General features: G+C 42.2%; 15 protein-coding genes. 7 read left to right on the forward strand and 8 right to left on the reverse strand.

What is annotated here, in order from left to right; genetic code table 11:
* Positions 1–81 precede the first annotated feature (81 nt).
* Positions 82–2,295 (forward strand): tetratricopeptide repeat protein, encoded by a 2,214-nt coding sequence (locus GD630_RS18855; RefSeq protein ID WP_143866661.1) that lies wholly within the window; start codon positions 82–84, stop codon positions 2,293–2,295.
* On the opposite strand, the gene GD630_RS18860 is transcribed toward GD630_RS18855, so the two are convergent.
* The 8 genes from GD630_RS18860 to GD630_RS18895 all read right to left on the reverse strand — a co-directional run bounded on the left by GD630_RS18860 (position 2,290) and on the right by GD630_RS18895 (position 10,866).
* Entirely contained in the window at positions 2,290–2,871 is a 582-nt protein-coding gene (locus GD630_RS18860) for a Maf-like protein (protein ID WP_143866660.1), read from the reverse strand. The two genes, GD630_RS18855 and GD630_RS18860, sit on opposite strands and share 6 nt — an antisense overlap.
* 48 nt (positions 2,872–2,919) lie before the next feature.
* Positions 2,920–3,441, reverse strand: a complete 522-nt coding sequence (locus GD630_RS18865) for a KdsC family phosphatase (protein ID WP_007756902.1) — start codon at positions 3,439–3,441, stop codon at positions 2,920–2,922.
* On the reverse strand, positions 3,422–4,216 hold the full coding sequence (locus GD630_RS18870; protein ID WP_143866658.1) for a Rossmann-like and DUF2520 domain-containing protein: 795 nt from the start codon (positions 4,214–4,216) through the stop codon (positions 3,422–3,424). Before GD630_RS18870 ends, GD630_RS18865 begins: the two co-directional genes overlap by 20 nt.
* A 7-nt stretch (positions 4,217–4,223) precedes the next feature.
* The gene (locus GD630_RS18875) at positions 4,224–4,559 is read right to left on the reverse strand and encodes a hypothetical protein (RefSeq protein WP_143866656.1); all 336 of its coding nucleotides are present in this window, start codon (positions 4,557–4,559) and stop codon (positions 4,224–4,226) included.
* Between the two features lie 2 nt (positions 4,560–4,561).
* Positions 4,562–5,098: a nitroreductase family protein gene (locus GD630_RS18880; protein ID WP_143866654.1), complete on the reverse strand. Its 537-nt coding sequence runs from the start codon at positions 5,096–5,098 to the stop codon at positions 4,562–4,564.
* Positions 5,099–5,143: 45 nt separating this feature from the next.
* On the reverse strand, positions 5,144–5,686 hold the full coding sequence (locus tag GD630_RS18885) for a beta-class carbonic anhydrase (protein ID WP_143866652.1): 543 nt from the start codon (positions 5,684–5,686) through the stop codon (positions 5,144–5,146).
* A 263-nt stretch (positions 5,687–5,949) separates the two neighbouring features.
* Positions 5,950–7,746 carry a RagB/SusD family nutrient uptake outer membrane protein gene (locus GD630_RS18890; RefSeq protein WP_143866650.1) on the reverse strand — a complete coding sequence of 599 codons (1,797 nt, stop codon included), beginning with the start codon at positions 7,744–7,746 and terminating at the stop codon, positions 5,950–5,952.
* 18 nt (positions 7,747–7,764) lie between these two features.
* Positions 7,765–10,866, reverse strand: a complete 3,102-nt coding sequence (locus tag GD630_RS18895) for a SusC/RagA family TonB-linked outer membrane protein (RefSeq protein ID WP_143866649.1) — start codon at positions 10,864–10,866, stop codon at positions 7,765–7,767.
* Positions 10,867–11,093: 227 nt separating this feature from the next.
* Here GD630_RS18895 and GD630_RS18900 point away from each other — a divergent pair, with 227 nt between their 5' ends.
* From GD630_RS18900 to GD630_RS18925, 6 genes are all read left to right on the forward strand, one after another.
* Positions 11,094–12,092: a GNAT family N-acetyltransferase gene (locus tag GD630_RS18900; protein WP_143866647.1), complete on the forward strand. Its 999-nt coding sequence runs from the start codon at positions 11,094–11,096 to the stop codon at positions 12,090–12,092.
* Positions 12,093–12,266: 174 nt separating this feature from the next.
* Positions 12,267–12,671 carry a methylmalonyl-CoA epimerase gene (gene mce / locus GD630_RS18905; protein WP_002561104.1) on the forward strand — a complete coding sequence of 135 codons (405 nt, stop codon included), beginning with the start codon at positions 12,267–12,269 and terminating at the stop codon, positions 12,669–12,671.
* A 28-nt stretch (positions 12,672–12,699) separates the two neighbouring features.
* The gene (locus GD630_RS18910; RefSeq protein ID WP_007756886.1) at positions 12,700–14,253 is read left to right on the forward strand and encodes an acyl-CoA carboxylase subunit beta; all 1,554 of its coding nucleotides are present in this window, start codon (positions 12,700–12,702) and stop codon (positions 14,251–14,253) included.
* A 31-nt stretch (positions 14,254–14,284) separates the two neighbouring features.
* Positions 14,285–15,205 carry an OadG family transporter subunit gene (locus tag GD630_RS18915; RefSeq protein WP_143866645.1) on the forward strand — a complete coding sequence of 307 codons (921 nt, stop codon included), beginning with the start codon at positions 14,285–14,287 and terminating at the stop codon, positions 15,203–15,205.
* A gap of 24 nt (positions 15,206–15,229) precedes the next feature.
* Complete coding sequence (locus GD630_RS18920) at positions 15,230–15,661, forward strand: acetyl-CoA carboxylase biotin carboxyl carrier protein (RefSeq protein WP_007756883.1); 432 nt, start codon at positions 15,230–15,232, stop codon at positions 15,659–15,661.
* A 1-nt stretch (position 15,662) separates the two neighbouring features.
* Entirely contained in the window at positions 15,663–16,823 is a 1,161-nt protein-coding gene (locus GD630_RS18925; RefSeq protein ID WP_007756882.1) for a sodium ion-translocating decarboxylase subunit beta, read from the forward strand.
* Positions 16,824–16,897: the final 74 nt, after the last annotated feature.

Genomic DNA, 16,897 nt, shown 5'->3' on the forward strand with positions numbered 1-16,897 from the left:
GTTAATACGTTGATTCCCTTTTTTGGCATTCTTTTTGCACTGTTCCATGTAGATGGAAAGAAATAAATAATTGATCAAATTATGAACGAAAAAACAATTAATGAACAATACGCATATATATATTCCTTACTTGAAGATAGAAGACTTAAGGAAGCCTTGATACAATTGGAATCCCTGTTGTGGCAATGCTCTGACTGGGATTTACGTACCCGATTGGAACAGCTGCAAACTTCATATAAGTATATGCTCGATTATATGAGACAGGGAGCCAATGATCCCGAACGATGGAATCTGTATCAGAAAATGCTTACGGATACGTGGGCTATCGCCGACCAATCGCGGTTGCTCATGCTGGACAACGCTTCATCCAACTATTATCACGAAGTGCGCCGCACTCCTACATCACCGGACTTAGCGAACTACGGCATTAAAACAATACTGCATATATTGGAGTCATTCAATGACGACTTGGCAGTCAGCGGATTACTCTCTGACACAAAAATGGATGAAGTCCTGAAACGGCATGAAGACACACTCAAATTCATGTTCGTCAGGGTATGGACAAACAGCGCATGGACTCCTCAGGACGAAGAAGAGGCACAAGCCATGCTTGCGTCCGAATTACTTCCGGGAGAAGATTTATGCCTGTTCACAAGCGCTGTCACACTAAGTTTGATGGAAAGTTTCGATGTGCGGAAAATAATGTGGCTACTCAACGCATACAGTCATTCGAACGTCAGCGTCAGCCAACGGGCATTGGTAGGTGTAATGATTATCTTCCACATTTACAGAAACCGTTTGATCTTTTATCCGGAAATCCTCAAGAGAGTAGATCTCATGGATGAAATCCCTACATTCAGAAAGGAGGTCGCACGTGTTTATCACCAAATGCTCTTATGTCAGGAAACAGAGAAAATCGATAAAAAGATGCGGGAAGAGATTATTCCTGAAATGTTGAAGTCTGTCTCTTCTATGAAGAATATGCGATTCGACCTAGAGGAGAACGATGAAGAGAACGATGACAAGAATCCGGATTGGGAAGACACTTTCGAAAAATCCGGTTTGGGAGACAAGCTGCGTGAAATGAGCGAGCTCCAGCTTGAAGGAGCTGATGTATATATGAGTACATTTGCCGCTCTGAAGAGTTATCCGTTCTTCCGTGAAGTGCAGAACTGGTTCTATCCTTTCAGCAAGCAACACTCCAGCGTACTAAAAGCGCTGAAAAAAACAGGTAATAAAGGAAACACAGTATTGGACTTGATACTTGAAGCGGGAATCTTCAGCAATAGCGACAAATATTCGTTGTTTTTCACCATCCACCAATTACCCCAAGCGCAGCAGGACATGATGCTCAGCCAGCTCAACGAGCAGCAAATGAACGAATTGATGGAGAATTCAAATTCAAATCCTGAAATGATAAAACGACTTAACGAAAGTCCGGGTGCTATCAGCAACCAGTATTTACACGATCTTTACCGTTTCTTCAAGCTGAGCGTGCGCCGACAGGAATTCAGAGATATTTTTCAAGATAAACTTGACTTCCATAATGTTCCCGCACTCGACAATATCTTGTATTGGGCAGACGTGTTATTCCCCATCGCCGACTTCTATATATCAAAAGAACGCTGGGAGGAAGCGGTCGAAATCTACAAAGAGTTGGAAGAAATCGGAGAATTTGAAGGGGACGATATTGCTGACGGTTACCAAAAGTTCGGATATGTGTTACAGAAAACAAAACAATACGAAGAAGCTATTCAGGCCTATCTGAAAGCTGATACACTAAAACCGGATAACATCTGGAACAACCGCCATCTGGCTACCTGCTATCGGCTGACTAAGAACTACCGGGCGGCTCTCGCCTATTATAAAAAGGTAGAGGAAGTGGCTCCGGAAGATGCAAACGTAATTTTCTATATCGGTAATTGCCTGGCAGAAATGGAACAATATGAAGAAGCGTTGAATTACTTCTTCAAGTTGGACTTCATCAAGAGCAATTGTGTGAAAGCATGGCGCGGTATCGGATGGTGCTCATTCATCAGCCGGAAATATGAACAAGCCATGAAATATTACGAGAAAATCATCGGACAAAAGCCGCAGGCAATCGATTACATGAATGCCGGGCACGTTGCATGGGTGATGGGAGATATCCAGAAAGCGGTCACTTTCTATGGAAAGGCAATTATAGCCTGTGAAAGCCGTGAACATTTCCTGGAAATGTTCCATAAAGATGAAGAAGCTCTTCTCAAACAAGGTGTTCGAGAAGAAGACATTCCTTTAATGTTGGATTTATTATAACTTTTTCAACTCCCCGTACAGCTTTTGTATGGGGAGTCCCATTATATTATAGAAGCTACCGGAAATAGATTTCACTCCGATATATCCAATCCATTCCTGTACACCGTATGCTCCCGCCTTATCCATAGGTTGATAACAATCGACATAATACTGTATTTCATCGTCAGACAAGACATCGAACAGAACATCGGAAGATGCGGTAAAACTTTTCTGCCATTCAGTAGTAGTCAGGCAAACACCGGTGAAAACCTGATGTGATTTCCCCGAAAGTGCACGGAGCATTTCAACAGCCCCCTCTCTCCCTTCCGGTTTGCCCAAAACCTGACCATCCAGCCACACAATGGTATCAGCAGTCACTAATAATTCTCCCGGTTTCATCATAGCACGATAGGCGTCCGCCTTTTCACGGGCTATGAATTCGGGTATCTCCGCTCCAGCCAATGTATTCGGATAGGATTCATCCACATCGGGTAAAGTCCTTACCACATAATCCACTCCCAAACCCGACATTAGCTCTTTCCGACGAGGCGAGTTGGAAGCTAATATGATCTGATATTTCTTTAAATTATCAAGCATTACTTTATCAATTACGAATTAGTTATTCTGTTTGTTCTTTTTTGTGTGCTACCAACCAAAAGCATCCTGTGCCATCCACAGCCCATGAGCTTTCAGCACTTGCTCCACCACATCACGTCCGCAGCCATGACCGCCATCGGCATAAGAGATGTACTTTGCTACGGATTTTACTTCCGGAACAGCATCTTTCGGGCAGCAGGGAAGACCGCATTCACGCATCACTTCTATATCGGGCACATCATCCCCCATATATAATATTTCATCGTCAGACAATCCATATTTATCACGGAACGCATGATAATCATGTATCTTTACGGCAGAGCCCATATACAAATCCTTCACTCCCAAGCCTTCAAAGCGGATACGTACGGCTTCTGTCCGCCCTCCGGTAATGATAGCGATATGAAGCCCTTTCTTTACGGCAAGCTGGATAGCATAACCATCCTTAATATTCACAGTACGCATCGGCTCACCGGAGGGATGCAGGGGAACTGTGGTCGAACTCAAGACTCCGTCAACATCGAAAGCCAACGCCTTGATACGGGACAAATCATAATTGATGGTGCTCATGGATACTTTTACTCATTAATTTATATATTTCGTGTAACGCCGGCGAGTCTGCCAACATAGCAAGATGATTACTTATCACATTTTCATCATAACGCACTGCCGGTCCGGTTTGTGCCTCATGAGGTGTCAATTCGTGCACTTTACGCGCAGTCTCATCAATCAACGGAAGCATGACATCGAAAGGCAGATTATACTTTTCAAGCAAATCCGCCGCTAAGGCATACATATGATTTGTAAAATTACAGATAAAGACAGCAGCCAAATGAAGACTCTTACGCTGTTCGGAAGTTATCTCGTACACATTATCCGAAAGAGTCGCAGCTATCGCTTTCAGAAGTTCCACATCTTCCGGTCTTTTCGCCTCAACAAAGAAGGGTATTTCCCGGAAATTAACTTCACGTTGCTTACTGAAAGTCTGCATGGGGTAAAACACTCCATAACGTTCCGCATATTTCTCCCAAACACTCATCGGGATACTGCCCGCCGTATGTACCAGCAGCGCATCTTGCTTTCCTTCCGTTATCTGAGGCAATAATTCAACAAAAGCCGCATCTTTCAGAGATACAATATATAATCGGGCTTCTTTTGATATTTCCTGTAAATCCGTCGTATATCCGGCTTCTACCTGTTCGGCTAAAGCACGGGCAGATGCTTTCGTCCGGCTATACACTTGCACGATACGAAAACCTTTGTAATAAAGCGCCTTTGCCAGATTAGTGGCCAAATTCCCGGCACCGATAAACACAATCGGAGTATCTTCTATACTTCTATTCATCACTTCTTTACCGTTTTGCAATCCAAAATAAAATAATTCCGATGATGAGCAACGTCAATGGCAACAGATATCCTGATAACGAGCCCAGCAACGATATCACCAGCCCGATATTCATCACCAGCCAAAGTCCCAGCAACACGAAACCAATGGATTTATCCCGTTTGAAAATAAGGAAACAGACAGAAGCGTACAATAACATATTATCCTTATTCATCACCCAAGGCAAACCAAGAGAAGAAAAATGAATCAGTTTATCGATCAAAAAGAGTGCTCCTATTACTATAAAAGAAACAGCAGTAGCCATATAGGTATCTTTGCTGTTATTTGCTTTGGCAGCTCCCATCGTTATTTTCCTCCAAACTTATTAATGTGAATTTTCTCCCACTGAAGGTGTTCTTCATTGAAAGGCTTGCGTTCCATTCCTTTGTGACCGATAGCTATAACGGACAGAATCTGAAGCTGCAAAGGTATATCCAGTATTCCATGTACAAATTCGTCGGAAGGCATTCCGGTGGCTGTGAAACGTTCGCGCACCTGTACCCAGCAACTTCCCAATCCTAGATCTTCCGCCTGTAACTGTATCATAATGGAGGCAATCGCAGCATCTTCAATCCAAACATCACTCGCCAACGGGTCAGCCATTACAACAATCGCCAAAGCGGCGTCAGCAATAAAGGAAGAGGCCTGCTCCTTACAGTGAGACAGTTCTTTTAATATTTCTTTATCATCAACAACTATAAACTGCCAACTATTACTGCGTTTGGAAGAGGGAGACATCAAAGCGGCTTTCATCAAGGCAACCACCTCATCTTGAGTCAGTTCTTCATCAGTAAACTTACGCATACTGCGACGGTTCTTTATCAATTCACTGAAATTTTCCATATCATTTCCGGTTTCATCTGATTAATGTATGCAAAGATAATGCAATTATACTATTCTCGTCAATTCTCCGGTCGTAGAATCAATAATAAATCCGTAAACTCTCACATCCGAAGGAATCAAAGGATGGTGTACGATAAAATCAACAGTTCCTCTTACCGACTTTTCCGTATCTTCAAAACCGTCCAACCAGGAATTAAAATCTACTCCGCAGAAACGCATCATGTCAATATAATCCGGATTGATCCCCCGTGCTTTCATTTTCCCGATCATCTCCTCACTATGCATATGGCAAGCCCCACAGTCAGAATGGGCAATCACCATAATCTCCTCCACACCCAGTTCAAAGATAGCTACGAGTAAACTCCGGATCACGCTACCAAAAGGATGGGAAATAACACCACCTGCATTTTTTATCATTTTCACATCGCCGTTCTTTATACCCAACGCTGCCGGAAGCAATGCTGTCAAACGGGTATCCATACAAGAAAGAATCGCTATTTTCTTATCGGGATATTTATTGGTAATATACGATTCATATCCCTTGTTCTCAACAAATTTTTTGTTGTAAACTAATATTTCTTCTATCATAATCAATATAATTTGAGTACAACAAAAGTACACAAAATATCAAAAAATGAAAAAAATGCAGCAAGGCTTTTAATTCATCTTACAATAAGCACCGATAAATAAAGAGAGAAATGTATCTCACGACATATCCCTCTCTACAAAATAATTAATCTATAAAGGTCTAATACCCATTTGTTCCATATTCTTCCGCATTGGCAATTTGACTACGAAAACTAAATGAGAAAAATGACTGCCTTCATCAAAATTATTATTACACACATCTGTTAATAACCAGGATTCTGATACTCTGCACCATTTGAAATGGTAGCTGTAAAATTAGTAGAAATAGGACGAAGTGCGTAATTCGGTTCAAAATATTGTGCTAAATCAGGATGTGTCGCTTCCAAATAAGATTTATTTTTCAACATTCCTGTGCGTTTTAGATCATAAAATCGGCAATATTCTCCACATAGTTCACGGGCGCGTTCATCCAAAATGGTACGCACGTCTACGGTTTCTTGAAGTGCCTTTGCATTAGCACGAAGACGAACCTTGTTTAGATAACCAAGTGCATTGGTTCCTCCATTCAAATAAAGATCTGCTTCGGCAGCAATGAAATACACCTCGGGCATACGCATAATAAATGTCGCATTCAAATTACCATTACGTTTTTTAGAAGCGCTGGCTACGTAATAATTACTGCTGTTATGCTTATTGAGAGAAGGATAAAAATAACGAAGTTGATTTTCATTAGATCCATTCTTCATAATCACATTTTTCTTCGCTGCGTCATACACATCAGCATAATCTACTATCAGATAGTCAGAGGTTGCTTTTTTAGCTTTTTCTGTCTCATAATCATTATCCTGCGGAGTGATAAACTTAACTGCCAAGTCGCCAATGGTCAGACTTTTACCTTCCACACTTCTGTCTTTACGGAAATTAGTACAATCGTCAGAAGTCCATGAATAGTTTTGGTTCGCATTCCATTCGGTAGTAAATGACTGATGATAACGGGGATCCAAAGTTCCATCAGTTTGCACATAGAGACTCAGCAAGTGTTGAGTAGGCATAAAGATACCATTGATAGATCCTTCCCATGTCAGACGACTTTCCTGACTATCTTGACGAGCACCAAACTTCGTCAGGTTACAAAGGAAATATTCGTCGTTACGATTCAACTTGTAATTACCATTACTAGAACCATGCGCGCTAGAACTAGCAGCCCAACGATGTTTCCAAAGAGCCTCCTTATTTTCAAAATTGTTATCTTCTTTGAACACCTCCGCATACGTAGGATACATATAAGTCATATAAGTATTTCCTCCACTTTCACAATCGGTTATCAGCTTTTTTGCATTGTCCAATGCAATCTGCAGATACTCAATAGAACCATACTCATACGTCTGAAGACAAGCCTTTGCCAAGAAAGCCATAGCAGACTTTTTGGTCGGTGTGGTAGTGGTAGAGTGATCGCCAACAGGCAACCATGTTGCGGCAAATTCCAAATCCGGAATAATCACATCTTTATAGATTTCCAAGGGCTCGGTGCGTGTTGGCGCATAGTTCGGCAACTTAGGCACATCGACCAATTTCGTGACAGCTCCAAATTGCTCCACTAAATTGAAATAGTAAACAGCCCGCAGGAAACGTGCCTCGGCCACTTTCGCATTCCGTTCTTCTTCGGTAGTAAAAGGAGCTTTATCAGCCAAAGAGATAGCCGTATTGCATGACCCAATGCCATCGTAGGCATTGTTCCAAATGTTATCGGTATATGTGGTATTAGCAGCCGCACCGGCATAGAACCAGAAAAACTGTTGATAACTATTAGCATCATTCGCTCTGTAAGTCCACAAATCAGTGTCTCCTTCTGTGAACGCCATCCATCCATCCGTTCCATAAAATCCGCGTTCCATGGAAAAATAGCATTGATTAATCAATTCAGTATACCCTTCACTAGTCAGTGTCAAGTCTTCAATGAGGAAACCACCCGGATTGACCTCTTCCAAAGAACAAGCCTGAAAAGACAACATGGTTGCTGCAACGGCAGACAACGAAATCTTATATATTGTTTTATTCATATCAAATCTCCTTCTCTATTAAAATGTTAAATTCACGCCAAACACAAACTGACGATAAGTTGGGAAAGCATCCGAACCGTTCGTTTCAGGGTCGGTACCCTTCAATTGTTTATCTTTCACCCAAATAATAGGGTTATACATGGTGGCATACACACGACATTTAGACAACAATACCTTTTGGGAAATATTCTTTGGCAACGTATATCCCAGCGTGATATTCTTAATCTTAATAAACGAACCATCCCGATATTTAAGTGCAGTATAAACAGTTTTCTGTTCCGTTCCTGTTCCGGGACGTGGGAAATAGGCACCCTGATTAGATTCCGTCCAATAGTCCACGCCAGCTAGCTGATTGGTAGTTACAGACTGTTCCGCAGTATAATAACCTAATAAGTCACTGCAAATGGTTTGCCCAAAACGTCCCATTGCAAATACTGACAAATCTAGATTCTTGAAAGTAAATGTGTTGTTCAAGCCAACAATCCAGTCAGGATTAGTGTGTCCCAAAACCTGACGGTCTTTGTCACTATACTTATGAACGCCACCATCTCCATCTTTTTCCACCGTATCAATCTTGATGAAACCCGGTTTGACGCCATATGTCTTCATTGTTTCCTCGTCACTGTCTGTTCCCCAAATTCCGGCATATTTGTAACCGTATAAAGAATGAATAGGTTCTCCTTCAAACAAACTTTCTTTTTCCAAATCGCCATCAGGCAATGATTCGATTTTCTCTTTGCTCCAAGTCAGAGACAAAGTAGTATTCCAGGTAAACGATTTGGTCTTAATGTTATGTGAGTTAATGGTAGCTTCCACCCCATGATTGCCGGTTTCCGCCAAATTCTGCCACATTTTCAATGGACTTCCCCAACCGGTCAAGCCCGAAGTTATAGGAAGTGTACGGGAATACAACAAACCTTTCGTTTTTGTTTTAAACCACTCTACAGAACCATCAATACGGTTATTAAATAATCCGAAGTCGAGACCAATATTCCAGTTGTATGACTTTTCCCAGCCTAAATCCAGGCTAGCCACCGTGCCTGTATATTGTGCGAACGGTACAACAGCTCCACCTACAGAAACACCACTAGCAGAATAAACAATTGGAGTAGTGGAGGTAGAATAAGCGGTAATACCACCCGAATTACCGGTGACACCATAACCCAAACGCAGTTTCAAATTACTTAACCAATTTTTAGTACTTTCCATAAAATTTTCATCTGAAACCCTCCAACCTAATGCAGCAGCAAAGAAAGAGTCCCATTTATGTCCTTCGGACAGCCAAGATACTCCATCCCAACGATTAGACAGATTCAAAAGATATTTGCCTTTATACGCATAATTAAAACGGACTGCATACGCCATCTGTTGCTTTTGTTGATAATCCGATTCTATGTGTTGTGACTTGGCGGAAGTCAATCTCCAGAATGACCACTTATCCAAATCCTGCCCACTACCGGAAGCTAACGAACTTTCATTATTGTTCTTCTGCCAAGAAGTGATGAAAGTTGCGCCAAAATCATGGTCACGTGCCACCGTCAGCTTATAATTGAGAATATTTTCCCACAGATACGAGTAGCCATCTTTATTGGTAATAGCCGCATGAGGAGAGCCTGCATATGATGGACGGTTGGCATTACACTGCGCCCCCCAATACTGACCTTGACGCGAATGACTCAATGTGGCACTCACTTGCGAACGATAGCTCAATCCTTTGACGGGAGTCAATTCTAAATAAGCATTCGAATTAATGTAAGTAGTCTTAGTATTATTAGCATATTGTCCCTCGATAAAGTCGCCTAGAGGAGTATTTTGATTTTCTATAAACTCATGGTTTATGTTTCCATTTTCATCGTAAGCATCTCCCAAAGGCATAGAAGTTAAAGCTTTGGTAAACGTATTCTTCACCCCTTGATTTTTATCTTGATAAGCAAGGCTGGATGTGAAACCGACTTTAGCCCAACTGAAAATTTCTTGATCGATATTCAAGCGAAATTGATATTTATTCAGATTCTCATTAGCCAAAAGTCCTTCTTCTCTATTATAAGAAAGAGAAGCAAAAACTTTGGTTTTTTCACCACCGGCATTTACAGACAAGCTATATTTTTGGGTAGTAGCCGTATTACCGGATACTTGGTCAACCCAGTCAATCCACTTTCCTGTCTCATAGGCTTTAGTATAATCAGCGTTATTCAGCACGCTAGACATATTTTCCGGAAGCGAACCATTTTTATAAGCATAAGCCTCTTTCTGATAGTTCACCCACTCGTCACCAGTCATTCCATGCTTATAGTTCGGAGTTCCGCTAAAACCATAGTAAGCATCAAAATTCACGGTAGCCTTGCCTTGCTTACCACGTTTAGTAGTAATCATGACTACCCCATTGGCACCGGCAGAACCATAAATAGCAGTAGAAGACGCATCTTTCAACACATCGACTGTTTCAATATCCGAAGGATTCACCTGATTATAATTACCCGGCATACCATCAATAATGAATAGAGGTTCATTACTGCCATATATGGAACGAGAACCACGCAAAATAATAGAAGGTTCTGAATCAATCTGACCACTAGTCTTAGTTATATCCATACCTGCAATTTTACCTTGCAGAGCTTCCATTGCATTAGAAGTCGGAGCAATCGTAATATCATCAGCTTTCACAGAAGATACAGCTCCTGTCAAGTCGCGTTTCTTCACTAAACCATAGCCGATTACCACAACTTCGTCCAATGCCTGCGTATCAGCAATCATCTTCAGGTTCAATGGAGCGTTACCAGTCACCGTCACTGTCTGCTCCTTATACCCAATATAGGAAAGCACCAAAACATTTTTCCCAACAGGAAGATTAATTGAGAAGTTACCGTTAAAATCAGTAATCGTACCTGTATTCGTACCTTTCACAACAACAGAAACTCCAATCAGCGGCTCACCGGTTTCATCCAACACAGTTCCTCTCACTGTCTTTGTTTGCATTACAGCTTGCACCATAGTATCAGACACTCCGCCTTCCGCATAAGCGGGAGAGCACAGGGGGGCGCACAATAATGAGAGCCCTAAAATCATGGAAGCACGTCTCTGATGTGTTCTCCATGTTTCAACAAATGCATAATTACTCATTCGTCTTAATTTAAAGTTAATATTAATTCTCGTTGTTTTGCAAAAACCACTTGATTATAATCATATTAATGACGATTATAAATTATATACGTACTCACTTTTGATACTATATTTCTTTTATCTGATACATTTTTACCAAAAAAATAAAAAATTGTACTATTAGCATTTCCAATAAATTATCCGTTTTCTTGTTGTATGAGAAATAAAAATTGTAATTTTGTAGTTGAATGCCACTTAAACTAACAACATATTATAAAGGAAAGGATATTCCTTATTTGCCGGGAAAGAATACCTTTCATTCCAAAGAGCTGTTTCTGATTTACGAAGCGACTCCGGGCTATACTCCTTTATTGATAGTGGCAACGGAAAACGGCAAACCAATGGCACGTTTACTCGCAGCCATCCGCAAAGCAAAAAGATGGCTCCCCTCTTCATTGGTAAAACACTGTGTAGTATACAGTGAAGGCGAAGGGTTGGATGAGTCGCTTTCCGCTAACAAGGAAAAAGCTGAGGAAGTTTTTGGAGAGATGCTTGAGCATCTCACTCAGGAGGCAACACGCACCTGCTTCCTTATCGAATTCCGTAATCTGAATAATTCGATGTTCGGTTATCGTTTCTTCCGAAACAATAACTACTTTCCGGTCAATTGGCTACGGGTACGCAACTCGCTGCATAGTATGAAAAATGTAGAAGACCGATTTAGTCCGTCACGTATCCGGCAAATAAAAAAAGGACTTAAGAACGGAGCAAAAGTAGAAGAGGCACATACAGTAGAAGAGATTCGCGATTTCTCACGAATGCTACATAAAGTCTATTCCTCCCGTATACGCAGATATTTCCCCGCCAACGATTTCTTCCGACACATGAACAGTATGCTCATCAGGGGCAAACAAGCAAAAATATTCATCGTCAAATATAAGGAGAAAATTATCGGCGGAGCTGTCTGTATCTATTCCGGAGAGAGTGCCTTCCTTTGGTTTTCAGGAGGAATGCGAAAGACATACGCATTGCAATATCCCGGTATACTGGCTGTTTGGAAAGCATTGGAAGATGCCCATCAACGCGGGTTCCGCCACATGGAATTCATGGATGTAGGACTTCCGTTCCGTAAACATGGCTATCGGGATTTCGTGCTTCGCTTTGGTGGAAAACAAAGCAGCACCCGCCGCTGGTTTCGTGTCAGTTGGACTTGGCTAAACAATCTTCTAGTCAAATTTTATATCTAAATGTAATCTCAAGATTACAAAACGGCTCTTCATATCCCTGTCCTATGATTTTTTATGCTTTATAACGCAGCAATTAAATGCAGAAATATTTCTTTATTAGGTAAGAATTGTCTTTCTTTGTGCTGTTTTATGCCATATAAGCACATAATTAAAACCAAATAAAAAAGTATAGTTATGAAGATTTCACACATTGAACATCTGGGCATTGCCGTAAAAAGCATCGAAGAAGCCCTTCCTTACTACGAAAATGTATTGGGTTTGAAGTGTTACAACATTGAAACAGTGGAAGATCAGAAGGTAAGAACTGCTTTCTTAAAAGTAGGCGAAACAAAAATTGAGCTGTTGGAGCCGACTTGCCCCGAGAGTACCATCGCTAAGTTTATTGAAAACAAAGGTGCAGGTGTTCATCACGTTGCATTTGCCGTAGAAGATGGCGTAGCCAATGCCTTGGCAGAAGCAGAAAGCAAAGAAATCCGCCTGATTGACAAGGCTCCGCGCAAAGGTGCCGAAGGTTTGAATATCGCTTTCCTCCACCCGAAGTCCACTCTAGGTGTGCTGACAGAACTCTGCGAACATTAATCATAAACTCTAAAACTAACAAGAACTCATGAGTAATCAACTTGAAAAAATTAAAGAGCTTATTGAACGCCGTGCCGTAGCACGTCTCGGAGGCGGTGAAAAAGCAATTGCGAAGCAACATGAAAAAGGGAAATACACAGCACGCGAACGTCTGGCTATGTTGCTGGATGAAGGGAGCTTTGAAGAAATGGACATGTTCGTTGAGCACAGATGTACGAACTTCGGCATGGACAAGAAGCACTATCCCGGAGACGGTGTAGTAACCGGTTGCGGTACTATCGAAGGACGTCTGGTATATGTGTTCGCACAGGACTTCACCGTTTCTGCCGGTTCACTGTCTGAAACAATGTCACAGAAGATTTGCAAAATCATGGATCAGGCCATGAAGATGGGTGCACCTTGTATCGGTATCAACGACTCAGGCGGTGCCCGTATTCAAGAGGGTATCAATGCTCTTGCCGGCTATGCTGAAATCTTCCAACGTAATATCCTTGCCTCCGGTGTCATTCCGCAAATTTCCGGTATCTTCGGTCCTTGTGCCGGTGGTGCCGTATACTCTCCGGCTCTAACGGACTTCACTTTGATGATGGAAGGCACTTCCTATATGTTCCTTACCGGACCGAAAGTTGTAAAAACAGTAACAGGTGAAGACGTCAGCCAGGAAAATCTCGGTGGCGCAAGTGTTCACTCTACCAAATCAGGCGTCACTCATTTCACTGCCAAAACCGAAGAAGAAGGTTTCGCATTAATCCGCAAACTGTTGAGCTATATTCCTCAAAATAACCTTGAAGAAGCTCCGTATGTGGATTGCACAGACCCAATCGATCGTCTGGAAGATTCTTTGAATGACATTATTCCCGATAGTCCGACTAAGCCGTATGATATGTACGAAGTGATCGGAGCCATCGTAGATAACGGAGAATTCCTGGAAATCCAAAAAGATTATGCTAAGAATATTATCATCGGTTTTGCACGTTTCAACGGACAGTCAGTAGGTATCGTTGCCAACCAGCCGAAATATCTGGCAGGTGTGCTCGATAGCAACGCATCTCGTAAGGGTGCACGTTTCGTCCGTTTCTGCGACGCGTTCAATATTCCTATCGTATCGCTGGTAGATGTACCGGGATTCCTTCCGGGAACAGGTCAGGAATACAACGGTGTAATCCTGCACGGTGCTAAATTATTATATGCATACGGTGAGGCTACCGTACCTAAAGTAACTATTACTTTGCGTAAGTCCTACGGAGGTTCTCATATTGTGATGAGTTGTAAGCAGCTTCGCGGTGACATGAATTATGCATGGCCGACTGCTGAAATCGCAGTAATGGGTGGTGCCGGAGCAGTAGAGGTATTATATGCACGCGAAGCTAAAGATCAGGAGAATCCCGCTCAATTCCTAGCCGAGAAAGAAGCAGAATACACGAAATTGTTCGCTAATCCTTACAATGCCGCTAAATACGGTTACATTGACGATGTGATTGAGCCACGTAACACACGTTTCCGTGTTATTCGCGCTTTGCAACAGTTGCAGACTAAGAAACTGACCAATCCGGCTAAGAAGCATGGAAATATTCCGTTGTAATCCAACTTTTCACATTAAAACAAGAACGATTATGAATAAAACCAAAATCGGAATATTCCTTTCTCTGCTATTACTGATCGGGCTTACTTCTTGTGGGGAGAAAAAGTCGAACAGCAAGCTGGTACTGAACGAGGTCTTGATAGATAACCAAAGTAATTTTCAGGATGACTACGGACTGCACAGCGCATGGATTGAAATATTCAATAAATCATTCGGTAGCGCCGATTTGGCAGCTTGCTTACTGAAAGTGAGCAACCAACCGGGCGATACAGTTACTTACTTTATTCCGAAAGGTGACGTACTGACATTGATAAAGCCGCGTCAACATGCCCTTTTCTGGGCAGACGGCGAGCCTAACCGTGGTACTTTCCACACAAGTTGCAAGCTGAATCCGGAAACCGCCAATTGGATCGGGTTATTTGACTCCGGTAAAAAGTTAATCGACAAGGTTGTGATACCTGCTGGTGTTTTAGGTCCTAACCAATCGTATGCACGTGTTAGCGACGGAGCAGCAGAATGGGAAGTGAAAGGTGGAAGCAGTGACAAATATGTTACACCAAGCACTAATAACCAAACTCTTGACAGCAATGCCAAGATGGAAAAATTCGAAGAACATGACTCGGTTGGTATCGGTATGTCCATTTCAGCCATGAGCGTAGTATTCTGCGGACTTATCCTTCTGTATATCGCTTTCAAAGTAGTAGGTAAAGTCGCTGTCAACCTGAGTAAGCGTAATACAATGAAATCCAAAGGAATCGACAAGCATGAAGCCAAAGAGCTGTCACAAGCTCCGGGCGAAGTTTATGCCGCTATTTCTATGGCATTGCACGAAATGCAGGATGAAGTACATGATGTAGAAGAAACTGTACTGACCATTACTCGCGTAAAACGGAGCTATTCACCGTGGAGTTCAAAGATTTATACTTTGCGCGAAACTCCTCCCAGAAAGTAAGTCACCTTATAAAAAGTAAAAACGATGAAAGAATATAAATATAAAATCAACGGTAACTTATATAAAGTAACCATCGGAGATATTGAAGATAATATCGCTCACGTAGAAGTGAACGGTACGCATTATAAAGTGGAAATGGAAAAGAAGCCCAAAGCAGCCGTTAAACCTGTAGTAGTACGTCCTATGCCTAATGCACCGGCCGCTCCTACTCAGGTGGTGAAACCGGCCGCTCCAGCTTCCGGAAAATCAGGCGTCAAATCTCCACTTCCGGGTGTTATCCTCGATATTAAAGTTAATGTAGGAGATGCAGTAAAGAAAGGACAGACCATCATTATATTGGAAGCCATGAAAATGGAAAACAATATCAATGCTGACAAAGACGGTAAGATTACTGCAATCAATGTAAACAAGGGAGATTCTGTTCTTGAAGGTACTGACCTCGTAATTATCGAATAATATGGGAGATTTCATAAACTTTTTAGGAAACAACCTAGCCGACTTCTGGACCTACACAGGCTTTGCCAACGCTACCACAGGACACATAGTCATGATTCTTGTCGGCTTGGGGTTCATCTATTTGGCAGTAGCCAAAGAGTTCGAGCCGATGTTGCTGATTCCTATCGGATTCGGTATACTGATCGGTAATATACCTTTCAATATGGATGCCGGACTGAAAGTCGGTATTTATGAAGAAGGTTCAGTTTTGAATATATTGTATCAAGGAGTGACATCCGGATGGTATCCGCCGCTTATTTTCTTAGGCATTGGGGCTATGACGGACTTCTCCGCACTCATCTCTAACCCGAAATTGATGTTGATCGGTGCAGCAGCACAATTCGGTATCTTCGGTGCGTACATGATTGCATTGGAAATGGGATTCGATCCCATGCAAGCCGGAGCAATCGGTATCATTGGTGGTGCAGACGGTCCGACAGCCATATTCTTGTCTTCCAAACTAGCACCTAATTTAATGGGAGCCATTGCTGTATCCGCCTACTCTTATATGGCACTGGTTCCGGTGATACAACCACCTATCATGCGTCTGCTCACCACCAAGAGCGAGCGTGTCATCCGTATGAAGCCGCCACGCGCTGTTTCTCATACGGAAAAAGTGATTTTCCCAATTATCGGTCTGTTGCTGACTTGTTTCCTGGTTCCTTCCGGTTTGCCTTTATTAGGTATGCTGTTCTTCGGTAACCTATTAAAAGAGAGTGGAGTGACACGTCGTCTGGCCAATACGGCAAGTGGTCCGCTGATTGATACGATCACTATTCTGTTAGGGTTGACAGTGGGTGCTTCTACGCAAGCTTCCGAGTTCTTGACTTTCGATTCTATCAAGATTTTCGCACTCGGCGCATTGTCATTTATCATCGCAACAGCTTCAGGCGTAATCTTCGTAAAGATATTCAATCTCTTCCTGAAGAAAGGCAATAAGATTAATCCGTTAATCGGTAATGCAGGCGTATCTGCCGTTCCCGACTCTGCACGTATCTCACAAGTTATCGGTTTGGAATACGATCCGACCAATTACCTGCTGATGCACGCTATGGGTCCGAACGTAGCCGGAGTTATCGGTTCTGCAGTTGCTGCCGGTATCCTGCTTGGATTCTTAATGTAAAATCACGATTTAAAGAAAATCATGAAACTAGAAAAGGCTGCAACCATAATGGTTGCAGCCTTTTCTTATATATT

The organism is Bacteroides zhangwenhongii (genome assembly GCF_009193325.2).
GTDB classification, from domain to species: domain Bacteria; phylum Bacteroidota; class Bacteroidia; order Bacteroidales; family Bacteroidaceae; genus Bacteroides; species Bacteroides zhangwenhongii.